Annotated in this window: 13 protein-coding genes and 1 pseudogene; 12 read left to right on the forward strand and 2 right to left on the reverse strand. The window is 68.2% G+C overall.

Annotated elements, in window-relative coordinates; genetic code table 11:
• Positions 1–229 precede the first annotated feature (229 nt).
• The 7 genes from LGM71_RS13550 (at position 230) to LGM71_RS13580 (ending at position 8,276) form a co-directional block, all read left to right on the forward strand.
• Complete coding sequence (locus LGM71_RS13550; RefSeq protein WP_059599427.1) at positions 230–967, forward strand: FadR/GntR family transcriptional regulator; 738 nt, start codon at positions 230–232, stop codon at positions 965–967.
• A 120-nt stretch (positions 968–1,087) separates the two neighbouring features.
• Positions 1,088–2,209, forward strand: a complete 1,122-nt coding sequence (locus LGM71_RS13555; protein ID WP_059450263.1) for a branched-chain amino acid ABC transporter substrate-binding protein — start codon at positions 1,088–1,090, stop codon at positions 2,207–2,209.
• A 55-nt stretch (positions 2,210–2,264) separates the two neighbouring features.
• Positions 2,265–3,272 (forward strand): trans-3-hydroxy-L-proline dehydratase, encoded by a 1,008-nt coding sequence (gene lhpH, locus LGM71_RS13560; protein ID WP_124623943.1) that lies wholly within the window; start codon positions 2,265–2,267, stop codon positions 3,270–3,272.
• 196 nt (positions 3,273–3,468) lie between these two features.
• On the forward strand, positions 3,469–6,039 hold the full coding sequence (locus LGM71_RS13565) for a penicillin-binding protein 1A (protein ID WP_226115098.1): 2,571 nt from the start codon (positions 3,469–3,471) through the stop codon (positions 6,037–6,039).
• 78 nt (positions 6,040–6,117) lie between these two features.
• On the forward strand, positions 6,118–6,993 hold the full coding sequence (locus LGM71_RS13570) for a PilZ domain-containing protein (RefSeq protein WP_226115099.1): 876 nt from the start codon (positions 6,118–6,120) through the stop codon (positions 6,991–6,993).
• A gap of 277 nt (positions 6,994–7,270) precedes the next feature.
• Positions 7,271–7,600 (forward strand): DUF4148 domain-containing protein, encoded by a 330-nt coding sequence (locus LGM71_RS13575; protein WP_226115100.1) that lies wholly within the window; start codon positions 7,271–7,273, stop codon positions 7,598–7,600.
• 271 nt (positions 7,601–7,871) lie between these two features.
• Positions 7,872–8,276 (forward strand): lysozyme inhibitor LprI family protein, encoded by a 405-nt coding sequence (locus tag LGM71_RS13580; protein WP_059599432.1) that lies wholly within the window; start codon positions 7,872–7,874, stop codon positions 8,274–8,276.
• A gap of 51 nt (positions 8,277–8,327) precedes the next feature.
• On the opposite strand, the gene LGM71_RS13585 is transcribed toward LGM71_RS13580, so the two are convergent.
• Complete coding sequence (locus LGM71_RS13585; RefSeq protein ID WP_059599433.1) at positions 8,328–8,975, reverse strand: response regulator transcription factor; 648 nt, start codon at positions 8,973–8,975, stop codon at positions 8,328–8,330.
• A complete protein-coding gene (locus LGM71_RS13590) occupies positions 8,972–11,083 on the reverse strand; it encodes a PAS domain-containing sensor histidine kinase (protein ID WP_226115101.1) in 2,112 nt (703 codons plus the stop codon). The genes LGM71_RS13585 and LGM71_RS13590 overlap by 4 nt, the downstream gene beginning before the upstream one ends.
• A gap of 319 nt (positions 11,084–11,402) precedes the next feature.
• Here LGM71_RS13590 and LGM71_RS13595 point away from each other — a divergent pair, with 319 nt between their 5' ends.
• The 5 genes and pseudogenes from LGM71_RS13595 (at position 11,403) to LGM71_RS13615 (ending at position 15,613) form a co-directional block, all read left to right on the forward strand.
• Positions 11,403–11,873 carry a universal stress protein gene (locus LGM71_RS13595; RefSeq protein WP_226115102.1) on the forward strand — a complete coding sequence of 157 codons (471 nt, stop codon included), beginning with the start codon at positions 11,403–11,405 and terminating at the stop codon, positions 11,871–11,873.
• 356 nt (positions 11,874–12,229) lie between these two features.
• Positions 12,230–12,736 (forward strand): cupin domain-containing protein, encoded by a 507-nt coding sequence (locus LGM71_RS13600; RefSeq protein ID WP_226115103.1) that lies wholly within the window; start codon positions 12,230–12,232, stop codon positions 12,734–12,736.
• Between the two features lie 166 nt (positions 12,737–12,902).
• On the forward strand, positions 12,903–13,928 hold the full coding sequence (locus LGM71_RS13605; protein WP_059599472.1) for a DedA family protein/thiosulfate sulfurtransferase GlpE: 1,026 nt from the start codon (positions 12,903–12,905) through the stop codon (positions 13,926–13,928).
• Between the two features lie 45 nt (positions 13,929–13,973).
• Positions 13,974–14,426 (forward strand): annotated as a pseudogene (locus LGM71_RS13610) (amino acid permease); the annotation flags it as partial.
• A gap of 251 nt (positions 14,427–14,677) precedes the next feature.
• Positions 14,678–15,613 carry a universal stress protein gene (locus LGM71_RS13615; RefSeq protein ID WP_124623959.1) on the forward strand — a complete coding sequence of 312 codons (936 nt, stop codon included), beginning with the start codon at positions 14,678–14,680 and terminating at the stop codon, positions 15,611–15,613.
• Positions 15,614–16,037 lie beyond the last annotated feature (424 nt).

Here is a 16,037-nt window from a genome sequence, read left to right on the forward strand (position 1 = left end):
GGGCGCATGCCGCGCTCGCCACGGAGGCTGCCGAATATCGAGACGGCAGTCATTCTGGATCAAATCTATACCAGTTGATCGTCGGCAGGCAAGCCGGAAAAACAAGCGGACCGTCAATTTTGGTTCTAATATCCGTCCAGATGGGCGTAGCGCACGCCGGCGCCGGTATCGCTCCGGTATAGTGCGAACCCGTTTCCCCGTCCACCACCCGCCCGGGCAGGAGCCCCAGATGATGTCCGCACGTCCCGAATCGCTCGAAGCCGGTTTCCGACCGTTGCAGATCTACGAACAGGTCGCCGAGAAAATCCGCGACGAGATCCGCGCGGGGCGCTATGCGGCCGATTCGAGGCTGCCGTCGGAGCGCGAACTCGCGGCGCTGTTCCAGGTCGGCCGACCGGCCGTGCGCGAGGCGCTCGGCGCGCTGCAGAACGAAGGGCTGGTGTTCACGAAGCGCAATTCGGGCACCTACGTCGTGCCGGCGCCGCTCGACGTGCTCGCGCAGCGCGGCGACACGCGCAGCGTGCCCGACGCCGACTTCAGTCCGACGTCGACGCTCGACGTGCGGCTCATCCTCGAGCCGGCGATCGCGCGCCTCGCCGCCGCGCACGGGCGCGCCGATCCCGTCGCCGAAGGCTATCTCGCGCAGATGGAAACCATCGCCGACATCGACGATCCGCAGCAGCGGGCGCTGTGGAACGAGAGCGACCGGCTGTTCCACCGGCAGCTCGCGTTGATGACCGGCGACGCGCTGATCGTGAAGATCGCGGAGGAAGTCGCGAAGACGATGGACCAGCCCCTGTGGAAGCGGCTGAAGGACGACGGCATCTACGACGCGGGCCGGATCCGGCTCTACGTGTCCGAGCACCGGCTGATCTACGAGGCGATCGTGTCGGGCGACGCCGATGCGGCCGCCTTCTACGTCGAACAGCACATTCTTCGTGTGCGGCGAGACATCACGCCGAAATGACCTGCATCACGTCGGTCTGGTCTTAAAAATGACCAAAAGCACAAAAATCATTTTGAAACTGCTTGCTTCATGACCACATGTGTCCTACATTGGTTTCACACAAACCAATCAGGAGACACCATGCGACACTTCGTTACCGCGCTCTCGGTGGCCGTTGCCGCCGGCGCGCTGACTTCCGCGCACGCGCAGGAAGTCGTGATGATCGGTCATTCGGCACCGCTGACCGGCCCGCAGGCCGCGAACGGCAAGGACAATGAAAACGGCGCACGCCTCGCCGTCGAGGAGCTCAACAAGGCCGGCGTGAAAGTGGCCGGCAAGACGGTCACGTTCAAGCTGGTGTCCGAGGACGACCAGGCCGACCCGAAGGCGGGCGTGCAGGTCGCGCAGAACCTGGTCGACAAGGGCGTCGTCGCGGTGCTCGGGCCGTACAACTCGGGTGTCGCCATTCCGGCGTCGCGCGTATACAGCAACGCGGGCGTACCGATCCTGCCGGTCGCGTCGAACCCGGCGCTCACGCGGCAGGGCTTCAAGAACATCTTCCGGATCGGCGCGAGCGACGAACAGCTCGGCGGCACGATGGCGACTTTCGCCGCGAAGACGCTGAACGCGAAAACCGCCGCCGTCATCGACGATCGCACCGCGTACGGGCAGGGCGTTGCGGAGCAGTTCATGAACGTCGCGAAGGCGAACGGGATCAAGATCGTCGACCAGGAGTACACGAACTCGTCGGCGACCGATTTCCTCGGCATTCTCACCAAGATCAAGGCCAGCAATCCCGACGTGATCTTCCTCGGCGGTTATGCGGCGCAAGGCGCGCCGATGGCGAAGCAAATGAAGCAGCGCGGGTTGCGCGCGAAGCTGCTCGGCGGCGACGGCATCTGCTCGGCCGACATGGGCAAGGTCGCGGGCGAGGCCGCGTCGATCGTCTACTGTGCGCAGGGCGGTGTCGCGCTCGAGAAGACGCCGGCCGGCCGCGAATTCCTGAAGAAGTACCACGATACCTATCACACGGACACGCAGGTCTACGGCGTCAACTACTACGACGGCATGAAGCTGCTCGCCGACGCGATGGTCAAGGCCGGCACGACCACCGACAAGGCGAAGTTGATCGCGCAGCTGGCGAAGTCGAACTACGCGGGCGTCGCGGGCACCTATTCGTTCGACGAACGCGGCGACCTGAAGGGCGCGCCGACCACCGTCTACGTGATCCGCAACGGCCTGCCCGAGCCGTACGCCAAGTAACCGTCACCGGACGGCGCCGCGGCGCCGTCCTTCGTTTTCACGCCTTCGATCCTCCATGAAAATTTCCCGATCCATTTCCACCGTCGAGGTCCATACCGGCGGCGAAGCGTTCCGCATCGTCACGAGCGGGCTGCCGCGCCTGCCCGGCGACACGATCGTCAAGCGCCGCGCGTGGCTCAAGGAGAACGCCGACGAGATCCGCACGGCGCTGATGTTCGAGCCGCGCGGCCACGCCGACATGTACGGCGGCTACCTCACCGAGCCGGTGTCGGCGAACGCGGATTTCGGCGTGATATTCGTGCACAACGAAGGCTACAGCGACCATTGCGGACACGGCATCATCGCGCTGTCGACCGCCGCGGTCGAGCTCGGCTGGGTGCAGCGCACGGTGCCGGAGACGCGCGTCGGCATCGACGCGCCGTGTGGTTTCATCGAGGCGTTCGTGAAATGGGACGGCGAACACGCGGGGCCGGTGCGCTTCGTCAACGTGCCGTCGTTCATCTGGCTGCGCGACGTGTCGGTCGACACGCCGTCGTTCGGCACCGTGACCGGCGACATCGCGTACGGCGGCGCATTCTATTTCTACGTCGACGGCGCGCCGTTCGACCTGCCGGTGCGCGAAGCGGCGGTGGAAAAACTGATCCGCTTCGGCGCCGAAGTGAAGGCCGCCGCGAACGCGAAATATCCGGTCGTGCATCCGGAGATCCCCGACATCAACCATATCTACGGCACGATCATCGCGAACGCGCCGCGCCATCCGGACTCGACACAGGCGAACTGCTGCGTGTTCGCGGATCGCGAGGTCGACCGCTCGCCGACCGGCTCCGGCACCGGCGGGCGCGTCGCGCAGTTGTACCAGCGCGGCCTGCTGGCGGCCGGCGACACGCTCGTCAACGAGTCGATCGTCGGCACGGTGTTCAAGGGGCGCGTGCTGCGCGAAACGACGGTCGGCGATATTTCGGCCGTGATCCCGGAAGTGGAGGGCAGCGCGCACATCTGCGGGTTCGCGAACTGGATCGTCGACGAGCGCGATCCGTTGACCTACGGTTTTCTCGTGCGCTGAGCGTCGCGTACGGCACCCGGTTGTACCAGGCTTGGCGCGCGGTTCCTTTACGGGGCGCGCGCCTTTTTTGTTGTAAAGATGCGCGATCCGGCGCCGTTCGCACGGGCCCGGGACTGCCGCGGGCCGGTGGGCCGCGCGAGTTTTGGTACGATGCAGCCTTTCCAGCAGATCCCCCACCCGCGTGAATCGCCGAAACGTGTCGTCAGTGCGTGACCTCTGTGCCAAATGGGGCGCGCGCGCCCAACCCGTCGCGGCCGCTGCCGCCGTGCCCGTCAAGCGTGTCCTGGCCATCGCCTGGCGCCATCTCCGTCATCCGACGCGCCGCAGCGTGCTGCGCGCGGCCGCCGCCGTGCCGGTGCTGTTGCTGCTGTACGTGCTGGTGCTGATTCCGTTCACGCCCGGCATCGGCGACATCCGCAAGGCACGCGTCGACCAGCCCGCGCAGGTGCTGTCCGCCGACGGCAAGGTGCTGGCGGAATTCAAGCCGTCGAACCGCGAATGGGTGTCGCTCAAGCAGATCTCGCCGCACATGGTCGACGCGCTGATCGCGACCGAGGACCATCGCTTCTACGAGCACCACGGCCTCGACTGGAAGCGCACGGCGTCGGCCGCGCTCCATACGTTCTCGGGCAGCCGCCAGGGCGGCTCGACGATCACGCAGCAGCTCGCACGCAACCTGTATCCGGACGAGATCGGCCGCGCGCCGACGCTCACGCGCAAGGTGAAGGAGGCGATCACCGCGCTGAAGATCGAGGCCGTGTACAGCAAGGACCAGATCCTCGAGACCTACCTTAACACGGTGCCGTTCCTGTACAACGCGTACGGCGTCGAGATGGCCGCGCGCACCTATTTCGACAAGTCGGCCGACGAGCTCGACGTGCTGGACAGCGCGACGCTCGTCGGGATGCTGAAGGGCAACAGCTACTACAACCCGGTGCTGAACCCCGAGCGCGCGCTGCAGCGGCGCAACACGGTGCTCGGCCAGATGGTGAAGTACGGCAAGCTGTCGCCGGCGCAGTTCGCGCAGTTGCAGCGCCGGCCGCTGCGCATCGATTTCGAGCGCCAGAAGGAACCGCCCGGGCCTGCGCCGCACTTCGCGCAGCAACTCCGCAAATGGCTGATCGGCTGGGCCGACCGCAACGACTACAACATCTACTCGGACGGGCTGGTCGTGCGCACCACGATCGATTCGCGGCTGCAGCAGATGGCGACCCAGGCGCTGACGCTGCAGGCGAACCAGTTGCAGGGCATCGCGAACAACGCGTGGGGCGGCCGCGACGGTTGCGGCACCGACAACGAGGTGTTCCGCACCTTCATGCGCGAGTCGCCCGAGTACAAGGCCGCGCAGGATGCCGGCAAGAACGATGCCGTCGCGATGAAGCAACTCGCCGCCGACCGCGGTTTCATGCGCGCGCTGTGCAAGGCGAAGACCGACGTTCAGGCCGGCTTCGTCGCGATCGATCCGCGTGACGGGCAGATCCGCGCGTGGGTCGGCAGCCGCGACTTCACCAACGAGCCGTTCGATCACGTCGCACAGGCGCGGCGTCAGCCGGGTTCGACCTTCAAGCCGTTCGTCTACGGCGTCGCGTTCGCGAACGGGATGAAGCCGGACGACACCTTCATCGACCAGGCGGTCGAGATTCCGCTGAAGGGCGGCGAGATCTGGCGGCCGAATGACGACGCGCCGCCGTCGGGCAAACCGATGACGCTGCGCGACGCGGTCGCGCTGTCGCGCAACCGGATCACCGCGCAGGTGATGGAGAAGGTCGGACCGGCGGCGGTGGCGCGGCTCGCGCGCGACATGGGCGTGCGCGAAAGTCCGCTCGAGCGCGTGCCGTCGCTCGCGCTCGGCACGAGCCCGGTGACGCTGAAGGAGATGGTCGCGTCGTACGCCACGATCGCGAACGGCGGGCTGTACCTCGAGCCGCAGATGGTGACGCGCATCGAGAACCGCCAGGGCGACGTGCTCGCCGAATATGCGCCGGCGCCGCCCGAGCGCGCGCTCGACGCCGAGACCGACAAGACGCTGCTCGGCGTGATGCGCGACGTGGTGACGCGCGGCACCGGCAGCAGCATCCGCACGCGCTTCGGCATTCGCGGCGACGTGGCCGGCAAGACCGGGACCACGCAGGACAATGCGGACGGCTGGTTCATCCTGATGCAGCCCGGGCTGGTGGCCGGCGCGTGGGTCGGCTTCGACGACGGCCGCGTGACGCTGCGCAGCGACTATTGGGGGCAAGGCGCGCACAGCGCACTGCCGATCGTCGGCGACTTCTTCCAGCGCGCGCAACGCGCCCGGATCGTCGACGCGAAGCTGAAATTCGATACCGAGCCGTCGCCCGGCTGGTTCGCGTCGGTGCGCGAACGCGTGACGGATCTGTTCGACGGGTGGTTCGGGCCCGAGCCGAAGCAGGCGCCGGCGCCCGTCAGAACGCAGCGTATCGAGCGGCAGCCGGAGGCGGACGCCGCCGCGGCGTCGGCCGCATCGGCTGCGTCGGCGCCCGAGGCGGCATCCGGCGGCATCGTCGAGGAGTGGGTTCCGGCGTCCGAGGTGGCTGCATCGGCCGCCGCGCTGTCGTCGGGCGCGTCGCAACCGCAGGCCGCGCAGCCGGCTGCGGCGGGAGGCAGCGCGACGCCTGCGGGCAACACGGGCGGCGGGGGCCTCGGCTCCGCCCCGGCCGCACCGTCGGCCGTACCGGCTCCGTCGGCGGCTCCGGCTCCAGCCCCGGCGCCGGTTTCGCCCGGTGCGACCAGCGGTTCGGAGTAACGAGACGTTCAGATTTCGCGCGATGCTGCCGTAATAACGTTGTCACGACAGCTCGCGCGGTCGCTCCGCGCCCTTCCGATGCGGCACATCACAGATCACGTCGCGCTCGCGCGCGATGACGTCCCCGCCGGCGTACCGCTCGGCTTCGATCTCTACGATGCGGGCGGCGCTGCGCTGCTGCCCGCCGGCACGACGCTGCACGATCCCGCGCAGCATGCTTTCCTGTTCGATCACTTCCAGCCCGTCCGCCGGCGCGATGACGCCGAGCCCGCCGTGCCGGCGCCCGACACCGTGCCGGGGGCCGCGCGCATGGGGCTGTCGGCCGGCGCCGCGATCGGCATCCGGCGGCGGGTTGGCGCGACCCGGGTGCTGCAGCGCTGCCGGTTGATCGGGATCGGCGCATCGGGTGCGCTGTTCGTCGAGCCGCAGCCGGCGGTCGTGCTCGACTTTGCCCGCGGCGACGACGTCGAGGCAGTTGCGATCGGCCGGTCGGCGGTGTCGCGATTCGGCGCGACGGTCGAAGCGGTGCAGTCAACAGGCGCCGCGCCGTTCATGGTGCTTTCTCCGCCGGGCTTCGTCGACCGGCTGCGCACGCGTGCGGAGCCGCGCGTCCAGGTACGGATCGCGGCCCGCTGCACGGGCGGGCCGGTGCACGCGGAGGGTATCGGGATCGTTCGCGATCTCAGCCTGAACGGGCTGTCGATCGCGCTCGACCGGGCGCTCGCGGCGGCCGGCGAGCCGTTGCACGTGCAGTTGCCGTATACGGATGAGGACCGTGTCGCGTTGCTCACGCTCGACGGCACGGTGCGCGCGGTGCATGCCGATCCGGCGGTGCCGGGCTGGGCGCTTCACCACGCGGCATTCGACGAAACGGCTGCCGACGACCGGATTCGCCTCAAGGCGTTGCTGTTCGACCTGTCCATGGGGGCCACTGACGCGGATCAGGTTCGCTGATGCCTTGAACGGGGCAAACCTGGCAACCGCGGCGCGGTTGTCCACCGCGCGGCGAGTCGATCCCCCGGGGTGAAAGCACGCTGCCGCATATTGGGTTCGGATGCGGCCATAATCCTCTGATGTTTCGACCGAATGCGTGGCAATTGTACGGATTCGGTCAACAGTGAATTTGCGATTTAAGTATTTACCCTGATAGGCAAGCCTCCTAGACTTCCATTCATGCGCAACGACTACCGAGTCCGAAGCGCCTGACAAAACAATCTGGAGGTAACGCATCATGAAATCGCTGATCAAGGCAGTTGCACTGGCCGCTCTGGTGGCCGCACCGGTCGTCTCGTTCGCCCAATCGAACCAGCAGCCGCTGACACGCGCGCAAGTGCGTGCCGAGCTGGTCCAGCTCGAAAAGGCCGGTTACAACCCGAACGACTGGATCAACTATCCGGAAAACATCCAGGCCGCACAGGCAAAGATCGCCGCGGCACAGAACACCGGTGCGCAGGCTGACGCAACGGGTTACGGCTCGAGCCCGGTCGCGTCGTCGCAGTCGGGCCAGCGCGTGGTCGTGCCGGCAGCAGCCGATCGTTCGTCGGTGTACTTCGGTCACTAAGCAAGCCGTTCGCCGCGCGGCCGCCGGGCCGCCTGCAAAGCCGTAGCGAAAAGCCCGCACTCGTGTCGAGTGCGGGCTTTTTTGCGTGCGCGGCAAGCGTGGCGCGGGCTGACAATCCATCGCGTGTGCGCTAGCATCGCGGTCGGCATTGCCACGCTGCGGCGGCCGCGACGGAGGTCGCGCCCATCGGCCGGCGAGGTCGCGCACCGAGGCGCGGCGGCAAGCCCGGCATCACGTTCCACGACTTCAACGAAAACAAACAGGAGCATCCATGCGTGTCTTGACCGGTCTGCTGTGCGCGCTGGCGCTGACGGCGAACGTTGCCCATGCGCAGGCGAATTGTGCCGACGCGACGGATCAGGCGGCGATGACGGCGTGCGCCGATCGCGCGTACAAGAAATCCGACGCGGACCTGAACCGCACTTACCAGGCCGTCACCGCGCGGCTGCGCGATGCGAAGCCGCTCGCGGAGAAACTCGTGAATGCGCAGCGCGCGTGGATCGCCTACCGCGACGCCGAATGCAACTTCTCCAGCGCGAACGCCGAAGGCGGCAGCGTGTATCCGATGGTCGTGTCGACCTGCCTCGACGATCTGACCAAGACGCGCAACGAGACGCTGAAGGGTTATCTGTCCTGCGAGGAAGGCGATCTGGCCTGTCCGGTGCCGGGGAAGTAAGGCCGTGCGACGTCCGGCTGACCCGCACGCCGCGCGGCCGGCACGGTGCGCCTAGACGTCGTCCGCTTCGTCGAGCAGCTTGTGCCGGATCGCGTAGCGGACCAGCGCCGCTTCGTGCGGCATCTGCATCTTTTCCAGAATCCGGGTCTTGTACGTGCTGACCGTCTTCGCGCTCACGCACAGCGCCTGCGCGATCTCGGTCAGTGTCTGTCCGGCGGCGATCCGGCGGAACACGTCGAACTCGCGATCGGACAGCCGCTGGTGCGGCAGCGTCTCGGCCGGTTCGTTCAGGCTCTGCGCGAACTGCTCGGCCATCGCGAGACTCACGTAGACGCCGCCCGCTGCAACCTTGGTCACGGCGCCGACCAGTTCGGCGCTCGCGCTTTCCTTGGTCAGGTAGCCCGACGCGCCGGCGCGGAACGCGCGCACCGCGTATTGCTGTTCCGCGTGCATGGTCAGCACGAGCACGCGCAGCGCGGGCTTCTCGTCCTTGATCTGCTTGATCAGCTCGACGCCGTTGCGGCCCGGCATCGAAAGGTCGAGCACCAGCACCTGCGCGGGCGTCGAACGAATCAGCGCGATCGTCGACGGCCCGTCGCACGCTTCGCCGGCGACTTCGAATGCGGTGGCGTTCTGGAGAATGTGCCGCAGACCGTCGCGCACGAGCGTATGGTCGTCGGCGATGAGCACCTTGATCATGTGAGGGTGGTTTCCTGTTGAACGGTGCCGAGCGGGAACGCGACCGTGATCGAGAAGCCGCGTGCGAGCGCGGTATCGATCGTCACGCTGCCACCCAGCATGTGTGCGCGTTCGCGAATGCCGATCAGGCCGAACGACTTGTCCTCGTGGGCGGTGCCGCCCGGTGCCGCGCCGCGGCCGTTGTCCGCGACGCGCAGCACGCAGAAGCCTTCCTCGATGTCGAGCCGCAGCGCGACGCGCGTCGCATCCGCATGGCGCGCGACGTTCGTCAGCGCTTCCTGGACGATCCGGAACAGCGTGGTCGCGCCGGTGCTGGTGAACGTGAGTCCGCCCGTTTCGATGTGGCGTTCGACGTCGATGCCGTAGCGGTTCGTGAAGTCGTTCGCCAGCCACTCGATCGCGGGCACGAGGCCGAGATCGTCGAGCATCACGGGGCGCAGATCGGCTGCGATGCGCCGCACCGACGCGACGGTCGCGTCGATCAGCCGGCGCATGCCCTGCAGTTGCGACAGCACGTCGTCGTCGGGTTGCGCACGGTTCGGCGTGCGCAGTTGCTGCTCGATGACCGACAGGTCCATCTTCAGCGCGGTGAGCTGCTGCCCGAGGTCGTCGTGCAGTTCGCGCGCGATGCGGGTCTTTTCCTCTTCGCGCACGTTCTGCAGATTCGCCGACAGCTCGCGCAGTTCTTCGCGCGACTGCTTCAGCGCATTCTCGGCGCGCTGCCGTTCGGTGATGTCGCGCAGCATCACCGTGTAGAGCTTGCCCGACGCGTCGCGGATCTGCGAGATCGACGCCTCGATCGGGAATTCCTCGCCGTTGCCGCGCAGCCCGAACAGCACGCGCTGACGGCCCATTTGCCGCTCGGACACGCCCGTCACGCCGAACTGGTCGACGTGCTTCGCATGCGCGGCACGAAACCGCTCGGGGATGAAGCGCGACAGCGGCGCGCCGATCGCCTCCATCGCCGATACGCCGAATACCTGTTCGGCCATCGGGTTGAAGATCACGACCGTCTGCTTCTCGTCGATCGTGATGATCGCTTCCATCGACGAACGGATGATGCCCATCATCCGCGCCTCGTTCAGGATGCCGCGGCTGCTGGCGCCCGTATCCGCGGTGCCGGCGCGGCCGCGCAGCAACGCATGGACGAGTGCCGCGAACGCGAACGACGCGATCAGCCCTGCGGCGAGCACCGTGCCCGCCGCGCGCTGCGCGCCGGTCGCGCTCGGGCGGCCGTCTGCGGAATAGGCGAGCGTCAGGACGGTCCCGCCGAAATTCAGCTGGTCGCTGCGCCGCATCAGGTCGGGCGATGCCAAAGCCTCGTCGGTCGTCGTCTCGGCGCTCGCGATCGGCCGAGGATCGTCGCCGGCGCTCATCCGCAGGTCGAGCCCGCGCTCCGCGTCGAGCGCGCGCTCGATCAGGCGATTCGGGCTCACCTGCGCGAACAGCACGCCGTCGGCGCCGGTTTCACGGGCGCCGGACTGTGCGGCGGTCGTGCGCGGTGAAGCCGTGGCGGGCAGGAACAGCGTGAGGGTGCGCGCATCGCGGGATGTGTCGTCGTCGGCCGAATGGATGCCGAGTGCGACATCGCCGGTCTGCAGCGCGCGCGCGAGGGGGGCCTGATCCGGCGCACCGAAGCGCACGCCGGCCGAGCTCGACGCGGGCGCGCCGAGCGTCGCCACCGCGAGCGGGCCGGCCGGCATCGGCGCGTGGCCGGCGAGGGCGCTGCGTGCCGCGGGCGACAGCGGCGCATAGCCGAACTGCCGGATCGGCGAACGCCCGCTGTCGAGCTCGAGCGTGTCGGCATACCGGCGCCATTGCTCGGGCGTCATCTGTGGCGCGAGCGCGAACGCGCCGCGCGTGCTTTCGAGCACGGCGACGGCGGCTTGCAGCTCGTGGCGCAGCATCGCCGTCACGTGCGTCGTGCGTCGCTCGAAGCGCGTATGGACGGCGCCTTGCCACTGCTCGCGAACGAGCAGCGCAACGCCGAGCGACAGCGCCGCGCCCGCGAACAGCGCAACGACGCCAGCCGCGAGCGGCTGGCGTAACATGGTCTGGAAGCGCGTGGGCCCTCGGGCGTCACGCGGCGGGGTTCCACTGGCGGTCATTCGATGGCCATTCTGGTGTCGGGGCCGCCCGTGGCACTCGGGCGGCGCGGTATAACCGGGAAAAATCGCACCGGCCGCGTGCGGCAACTATTTTCAAGATGAAATTGTGCGCGTTTTACACGTTTTTTGTAATAGGGTCAGTTAAAAATGAGATAGCCAGGCGGTGCAGCGGGCGTTCCGGCCGCGATTGACACGCGTCAACCGGTGCGTCCGCACGTGGGGCAGACTGTTCGGCAGGCGAGCCGGCATCGGGCCGGCTTGCGGTGACGGGGGCGTCGTTCGCGCGATGGGCGACGGGCTTCCGGTCGGAGGGCGGACCATGTACAAGCGGATTTTCGTCGGGCTCGATGGGGGCCCGAGTGCGCGTCTCGCGCTGAACGAGGCGATCCGGATCGCGGCGGCATCCGGCGGCGAGGTCACGTGCGCGTTTGTCGTCGAGCACCGGCCGCAGCTCGTCGACGTCGATGCGGGCTTCGCGGCCGAACACGATGGCGACGCCGCGGCAGCCGAAGCGGCGACGGTCGTGCTCGACGATGCGAAGGCGGCCCTCGCGCAGCGGCACGTGCCGGGCACCGTGCGCGCGCTCGACGCGTACGGGGAGGACATCGCCGCGGTGCTGATGCGCACGGCGGCCGAGGCCGGCGCCGATCTGATCGTGATGGGCACGAGCGGGCGGCACGGCCTGCGCCGGCTGCTGCTCGGCAGTGTCGCGGAATCGCTGCTGCGCGCGGCCGATCGGCCCGTGCTGCTGGTGCGCCACGACGAGCAGGCCGCGGCGCCGACTGCGTGACGACGCGGTGCGGCGTCGCGCCGTGAGCGGCGGGCAGGCGGCTGTCGCGCGGATGGCGGTGTGACGGCGGGTGCGGCGGTGCGTTCGCTGCATCGATCGACGTGCCGCCGATATCTTGCGCCGCTGCGTCGCTACGGTGTGATCGCGTAGCGCCGGTTGCGTCGCGTCCCGCACTTCTGGCAGCATCGGCCGGTGTTCGCTTCATCGTCGCGCGCCGCGTTCGGCGCGCGATCCAGTCGCCGCGTGCATGGCCGCGGCGATCGACGCAGCGGCACGCGACGTCGGCCGGTGGGGTTCCCGATTGGCCGGGCCGTGCGTCGCGTGCCCGGTTCAATCCTTCACCGACGTCATCCGCCATGCCGATCTCCGCCGCCGACCTGATTCACCAGTTCGATCTGCAACCGCACCCCGAGGGCGGCTATTTCCGGGAAACCTACCGTGCGGCCGACACGGTCGTGCGTCCGGCCGACGGCGCGCCACGCGCGGCGTCGACCGCAATCTATTACCTGTTGTGCGACGGCGCGTATTCGTCGTGGCACCGGATCCGTTCCGACGAGGTCTGGCACTTCTACGCGGGCGATCCGCTCGAAGTGTGGGTGCTCGACGAGCACGAGGGGCTGACGATCCACCGGCTCGGCAACCCGCTCACGCATCCCGGCACCGTATTCCAGGCGGTCGTGCCGGCCGGGCGCTGGTTCGGCGCGCGCTGCGCGTCGCCGGAGCACGTCGCGCTCGTCGGCTGCACGGTCGCACCAGGGTTCGAGTTCGCGGAATTCGAACTCGCGGACGCGACGGTACTGGCCGCCGCGTTCCCCGAATACGCGGAATACGTGGCGGGGCTCGCGCAGCGCCCCGACGCGTGAGCGCGGCGGCCGCCTCCAACCGTAGCTGTTCCGCGCGGACCCGGCCAAACCCGTTTAGAATGCACGACTGTGCAGGATCGGCCGCGGACGTGCCGCGGCGATCGCTGTCAGCCGTATCGACGGCCTCCCCCGTGGCACGGTCAGCATGTCTTTCAGGAGCGCCGCCGTGTGGCACTTTCCCATTGCGATTCCCTCGTCGCTCGGCCCGTGGGCCGTGTTCGCGAGCGTACTGATCACGCAGCTCGGCGTGCCGGTGCCGGCCGTGCCGATGCTGATTCTCGGCGGTACGATGGCGGCGATGGGGCAGGCGTCCTGGACAAGCATGTTCGCGGCGGCGATCGGCGCGACGATGCTTGCCGATTCGCTGTGGTTCTTCATGGGCCGTACGCGCGGCCGTCGCTTGCTGAACGGCCTCGTGCGATTCTCGCTGTCGCTCGACACGACGCTGCGCTTCGCGCGTAATGTATTCGAAAGATACGGCGCGCCGCTGCTCGTCCTCTCCAAATTCCTGCCGGGCCTCGGCCTCGTGTCGGCGCCGCTGCTCGGCACGACCGCGATCGGCATCGGCGTGTTCCTGTTCTGGGATCTGGCCGGCGCGTCGCTATGGGCTGCGTTCTGGCTCATCGGCGGCGCGGCCGTGCATGACCAGATCGTGCAGTTCGTGCTGTGGGTGCGCGCGAGCGGCGGTACGATCCTCGACGCGTTCCTCGCGATCTTCATCACGTTCCTGCTCTACCGCTGGGTGCGCCGCGTGCAATTCCGGCGCTACCTCGCGCAGGTGCGCATCTCCCCGCCGCAGCTCGTCGAAATGATGACGTCGAACGAGCCGCCGCTGATCTTCGATGCGCGGCCGCGCGCGATTCGCGAACGCGAGCCGTATCGGATCGCCGGCGCGGTGCCGGTCGATCTCGATTCGCCGGACCTGCTGGATCCGGAGCTGCTGAAGCGGCCGATCGTCGTGTATTGCGTGTGCCCGAACGAGGCAACGGCGAAGCGTCTGATCGCGAAGATGCAGCGCAAGAAGATGCTTCACAACATCAAGGCGCTGAAGGGCGGGCTCGACGCGTGGGAGAAGCACGGCTATCCGGTCGAGCCGCTGCCGGCCGATCTCGATTCATCGAGGTATTTCGTGCGGCCGGAGCATACGGCGCTCGCAGGCGAATACACGGTGCGGGCGACGTTGTCGAAGTAAATCGTGCGCGGGATTCCGCGCACATCCCGATTTCGCCTCCGATTTCACACTTTCGCGCAGCAGGGCCAGGCGCCGGCCAGCCTCGGTCGCGTGAACCGCAACGGTGTGCCGGTGTACGGCGTCGCCGTGTCGGTCGCGCTGCTGCTGATCGGCGTGCTGCTCAACTATCCGGCGCCGCAGCAGGTGTTCACCTGGCTGACGTCGGTGTCGACGTTCGGTGCGATCTGGACGCGGTGCGTGATCCTGATCGCGCAGATGCGCTTTCGCCGCACGCTGTCGGCCGACAGGATCGCGCGCCTGCCGATCCGCGTGCCGTTCTATCCGCTCGGCTCGTTCATTGCGCTCGGGTTTCTCGCGCTGGTCGTCGTGCTGATGGCATTCACGCCGGACACGCGTGTCGCGCTCGTGATCGGCCCGGCGTGGATCGTGCTGCTCGGCATCGCATACGCGGTGTTCTATGCGAACCGCGCGGGCGCGCCCGCGTCGACGAAGTCGTAAGCAAACCGGGCAAAAGTCGCCGCGCCGCGTGCTGAACGCGCGCGGCGGCGCATCGCGGCCCGCACGGGTATTGATCGCGATCATGCACGTGGGGGCCGGACGACATATGCTGTTTGAATCGCTTGTCCACGCTTCGCGTGGCCGTCCGCCGTTCCCTGCGACCGCGTCGGCCTTTCGTCCGCCGCGCGCAGCCGCCCGCGCGAAGCTCCGGTCGTCGTCCGCGACGACGCGTCCGCCAGGAGACCTTCGCCATGCAATCCAGCCCGACCATCCCGCCGCTCGCTCGAATTTCGCTGGCCGTCGACCTGACGCCGGAGTCGCTGGCCGCCGCGCGCTACATGCGCACGCTGCTGCGTCCCGGCATGCAGGTGCGCATCGTCTGCGCGATCGACAATCCGCGTCTCGTGCTGCCCGACATTCCGCGCGTCGACGCGCTGCTGACCTCGGCGCGCGAGGAGATGACGCGCGAAGCGCAGGCCACGCTCGAGCGCATCGCGGCACTGTTCGCCGGGAGCGGCGCGGAGATCGAACAGGTGATCATCGATACGTCGGTCACGGGCGGCACGGTGGCCGATGCACTCGCGAACGACACGTCGGCATCGCACGCCGACGTGCTCGTGGTCGGTGCCAATCCGCACCATGGACTGTTGCGGCTCGTCGAGGGCGCGGTGTCCGACACGCTGGCCTCGCGCGCACGCTGCGCGCTGCTGATCGTACCCGCCAACTACACGCGGCCGTCGGAAGGACCGCTGCAGCGCCTGATGTTCGCCGTGGACGGCAGCGAGCCGTCGCTGCATGCAGTGCGCGTCGGGCTCGGCTTCGCGGCGCCGACGACGCTGCTGTATGCGGCCTATGTCGTCGATCGCGCGGTTCGTCTGACGGATCTCGTGCCGGTGCGCGCGCTCGAGGATGCGTATCGCGCGGAGGGCGAGGATGCGCTGGCACGGATCGGCCCGCTGTTCCATGCAACGGGGAACCCGACCAAGCGCGGCATTGTCGAAACGCGGCCGACCAGCGACGACGTCGCCCATGCGCTGATGCGCGACGCGGTGCACTGGCATGCGGAACTGCTGGTGGTCGGCACGCACGGCCGGCGCGGCATCGCCGCCTGGCTGATCGGCAGCGTGGCGCGCCGGATCGCGCATCTCGCGCAGGTGCCGGTGCTGCTCGTGCGCGGCGCGGAATGAAAATCGCGACGCAATGGTGGCGAAGCGGACTTTCGTTGATCTGGATCAGAATCGCCGTGCGCCTCGCATGAGAGGGTGACAGAACGTCCGGGGCGGCGGGTTGCCCGTCGTCCGTGTGCGACGCGGCGATTCGACACGTCGGGTGCAGAACCGCGCGAACGGGCGCATATCCGACGCCGTTGTTCGCGCTTCAAGCGATTTCCGGAGTTGTGCCACGCAGCGCGTGGCGCATCAGCCGATCACGAACTCTCTGGCGCGAGGGTAGGCAGCCGACGGCTGCCTTGGAACGACGGACGGGGTGATTTTCACCCCGTCCGCTTCCTGGCCCCGTGCAGACTACTTTCCTCGCAGGTATTGTTTTGCTCGATGCCGCCGTGCGGAACGGCGTGTGGCGACACGCGATGTGCTGGCGCGCAGCGGTCGT

The organism is Burkholderia sp. AU33545, from assembly GCF_020419685.1.
In the GTDB taxonomy this organism is placed as follows: Bacteria; Pseudomonadota; Gammaproteobacteria; order Burkholderiales; family Burkholderiaceae; genus Burkholderia; species Burkholderia diffusa.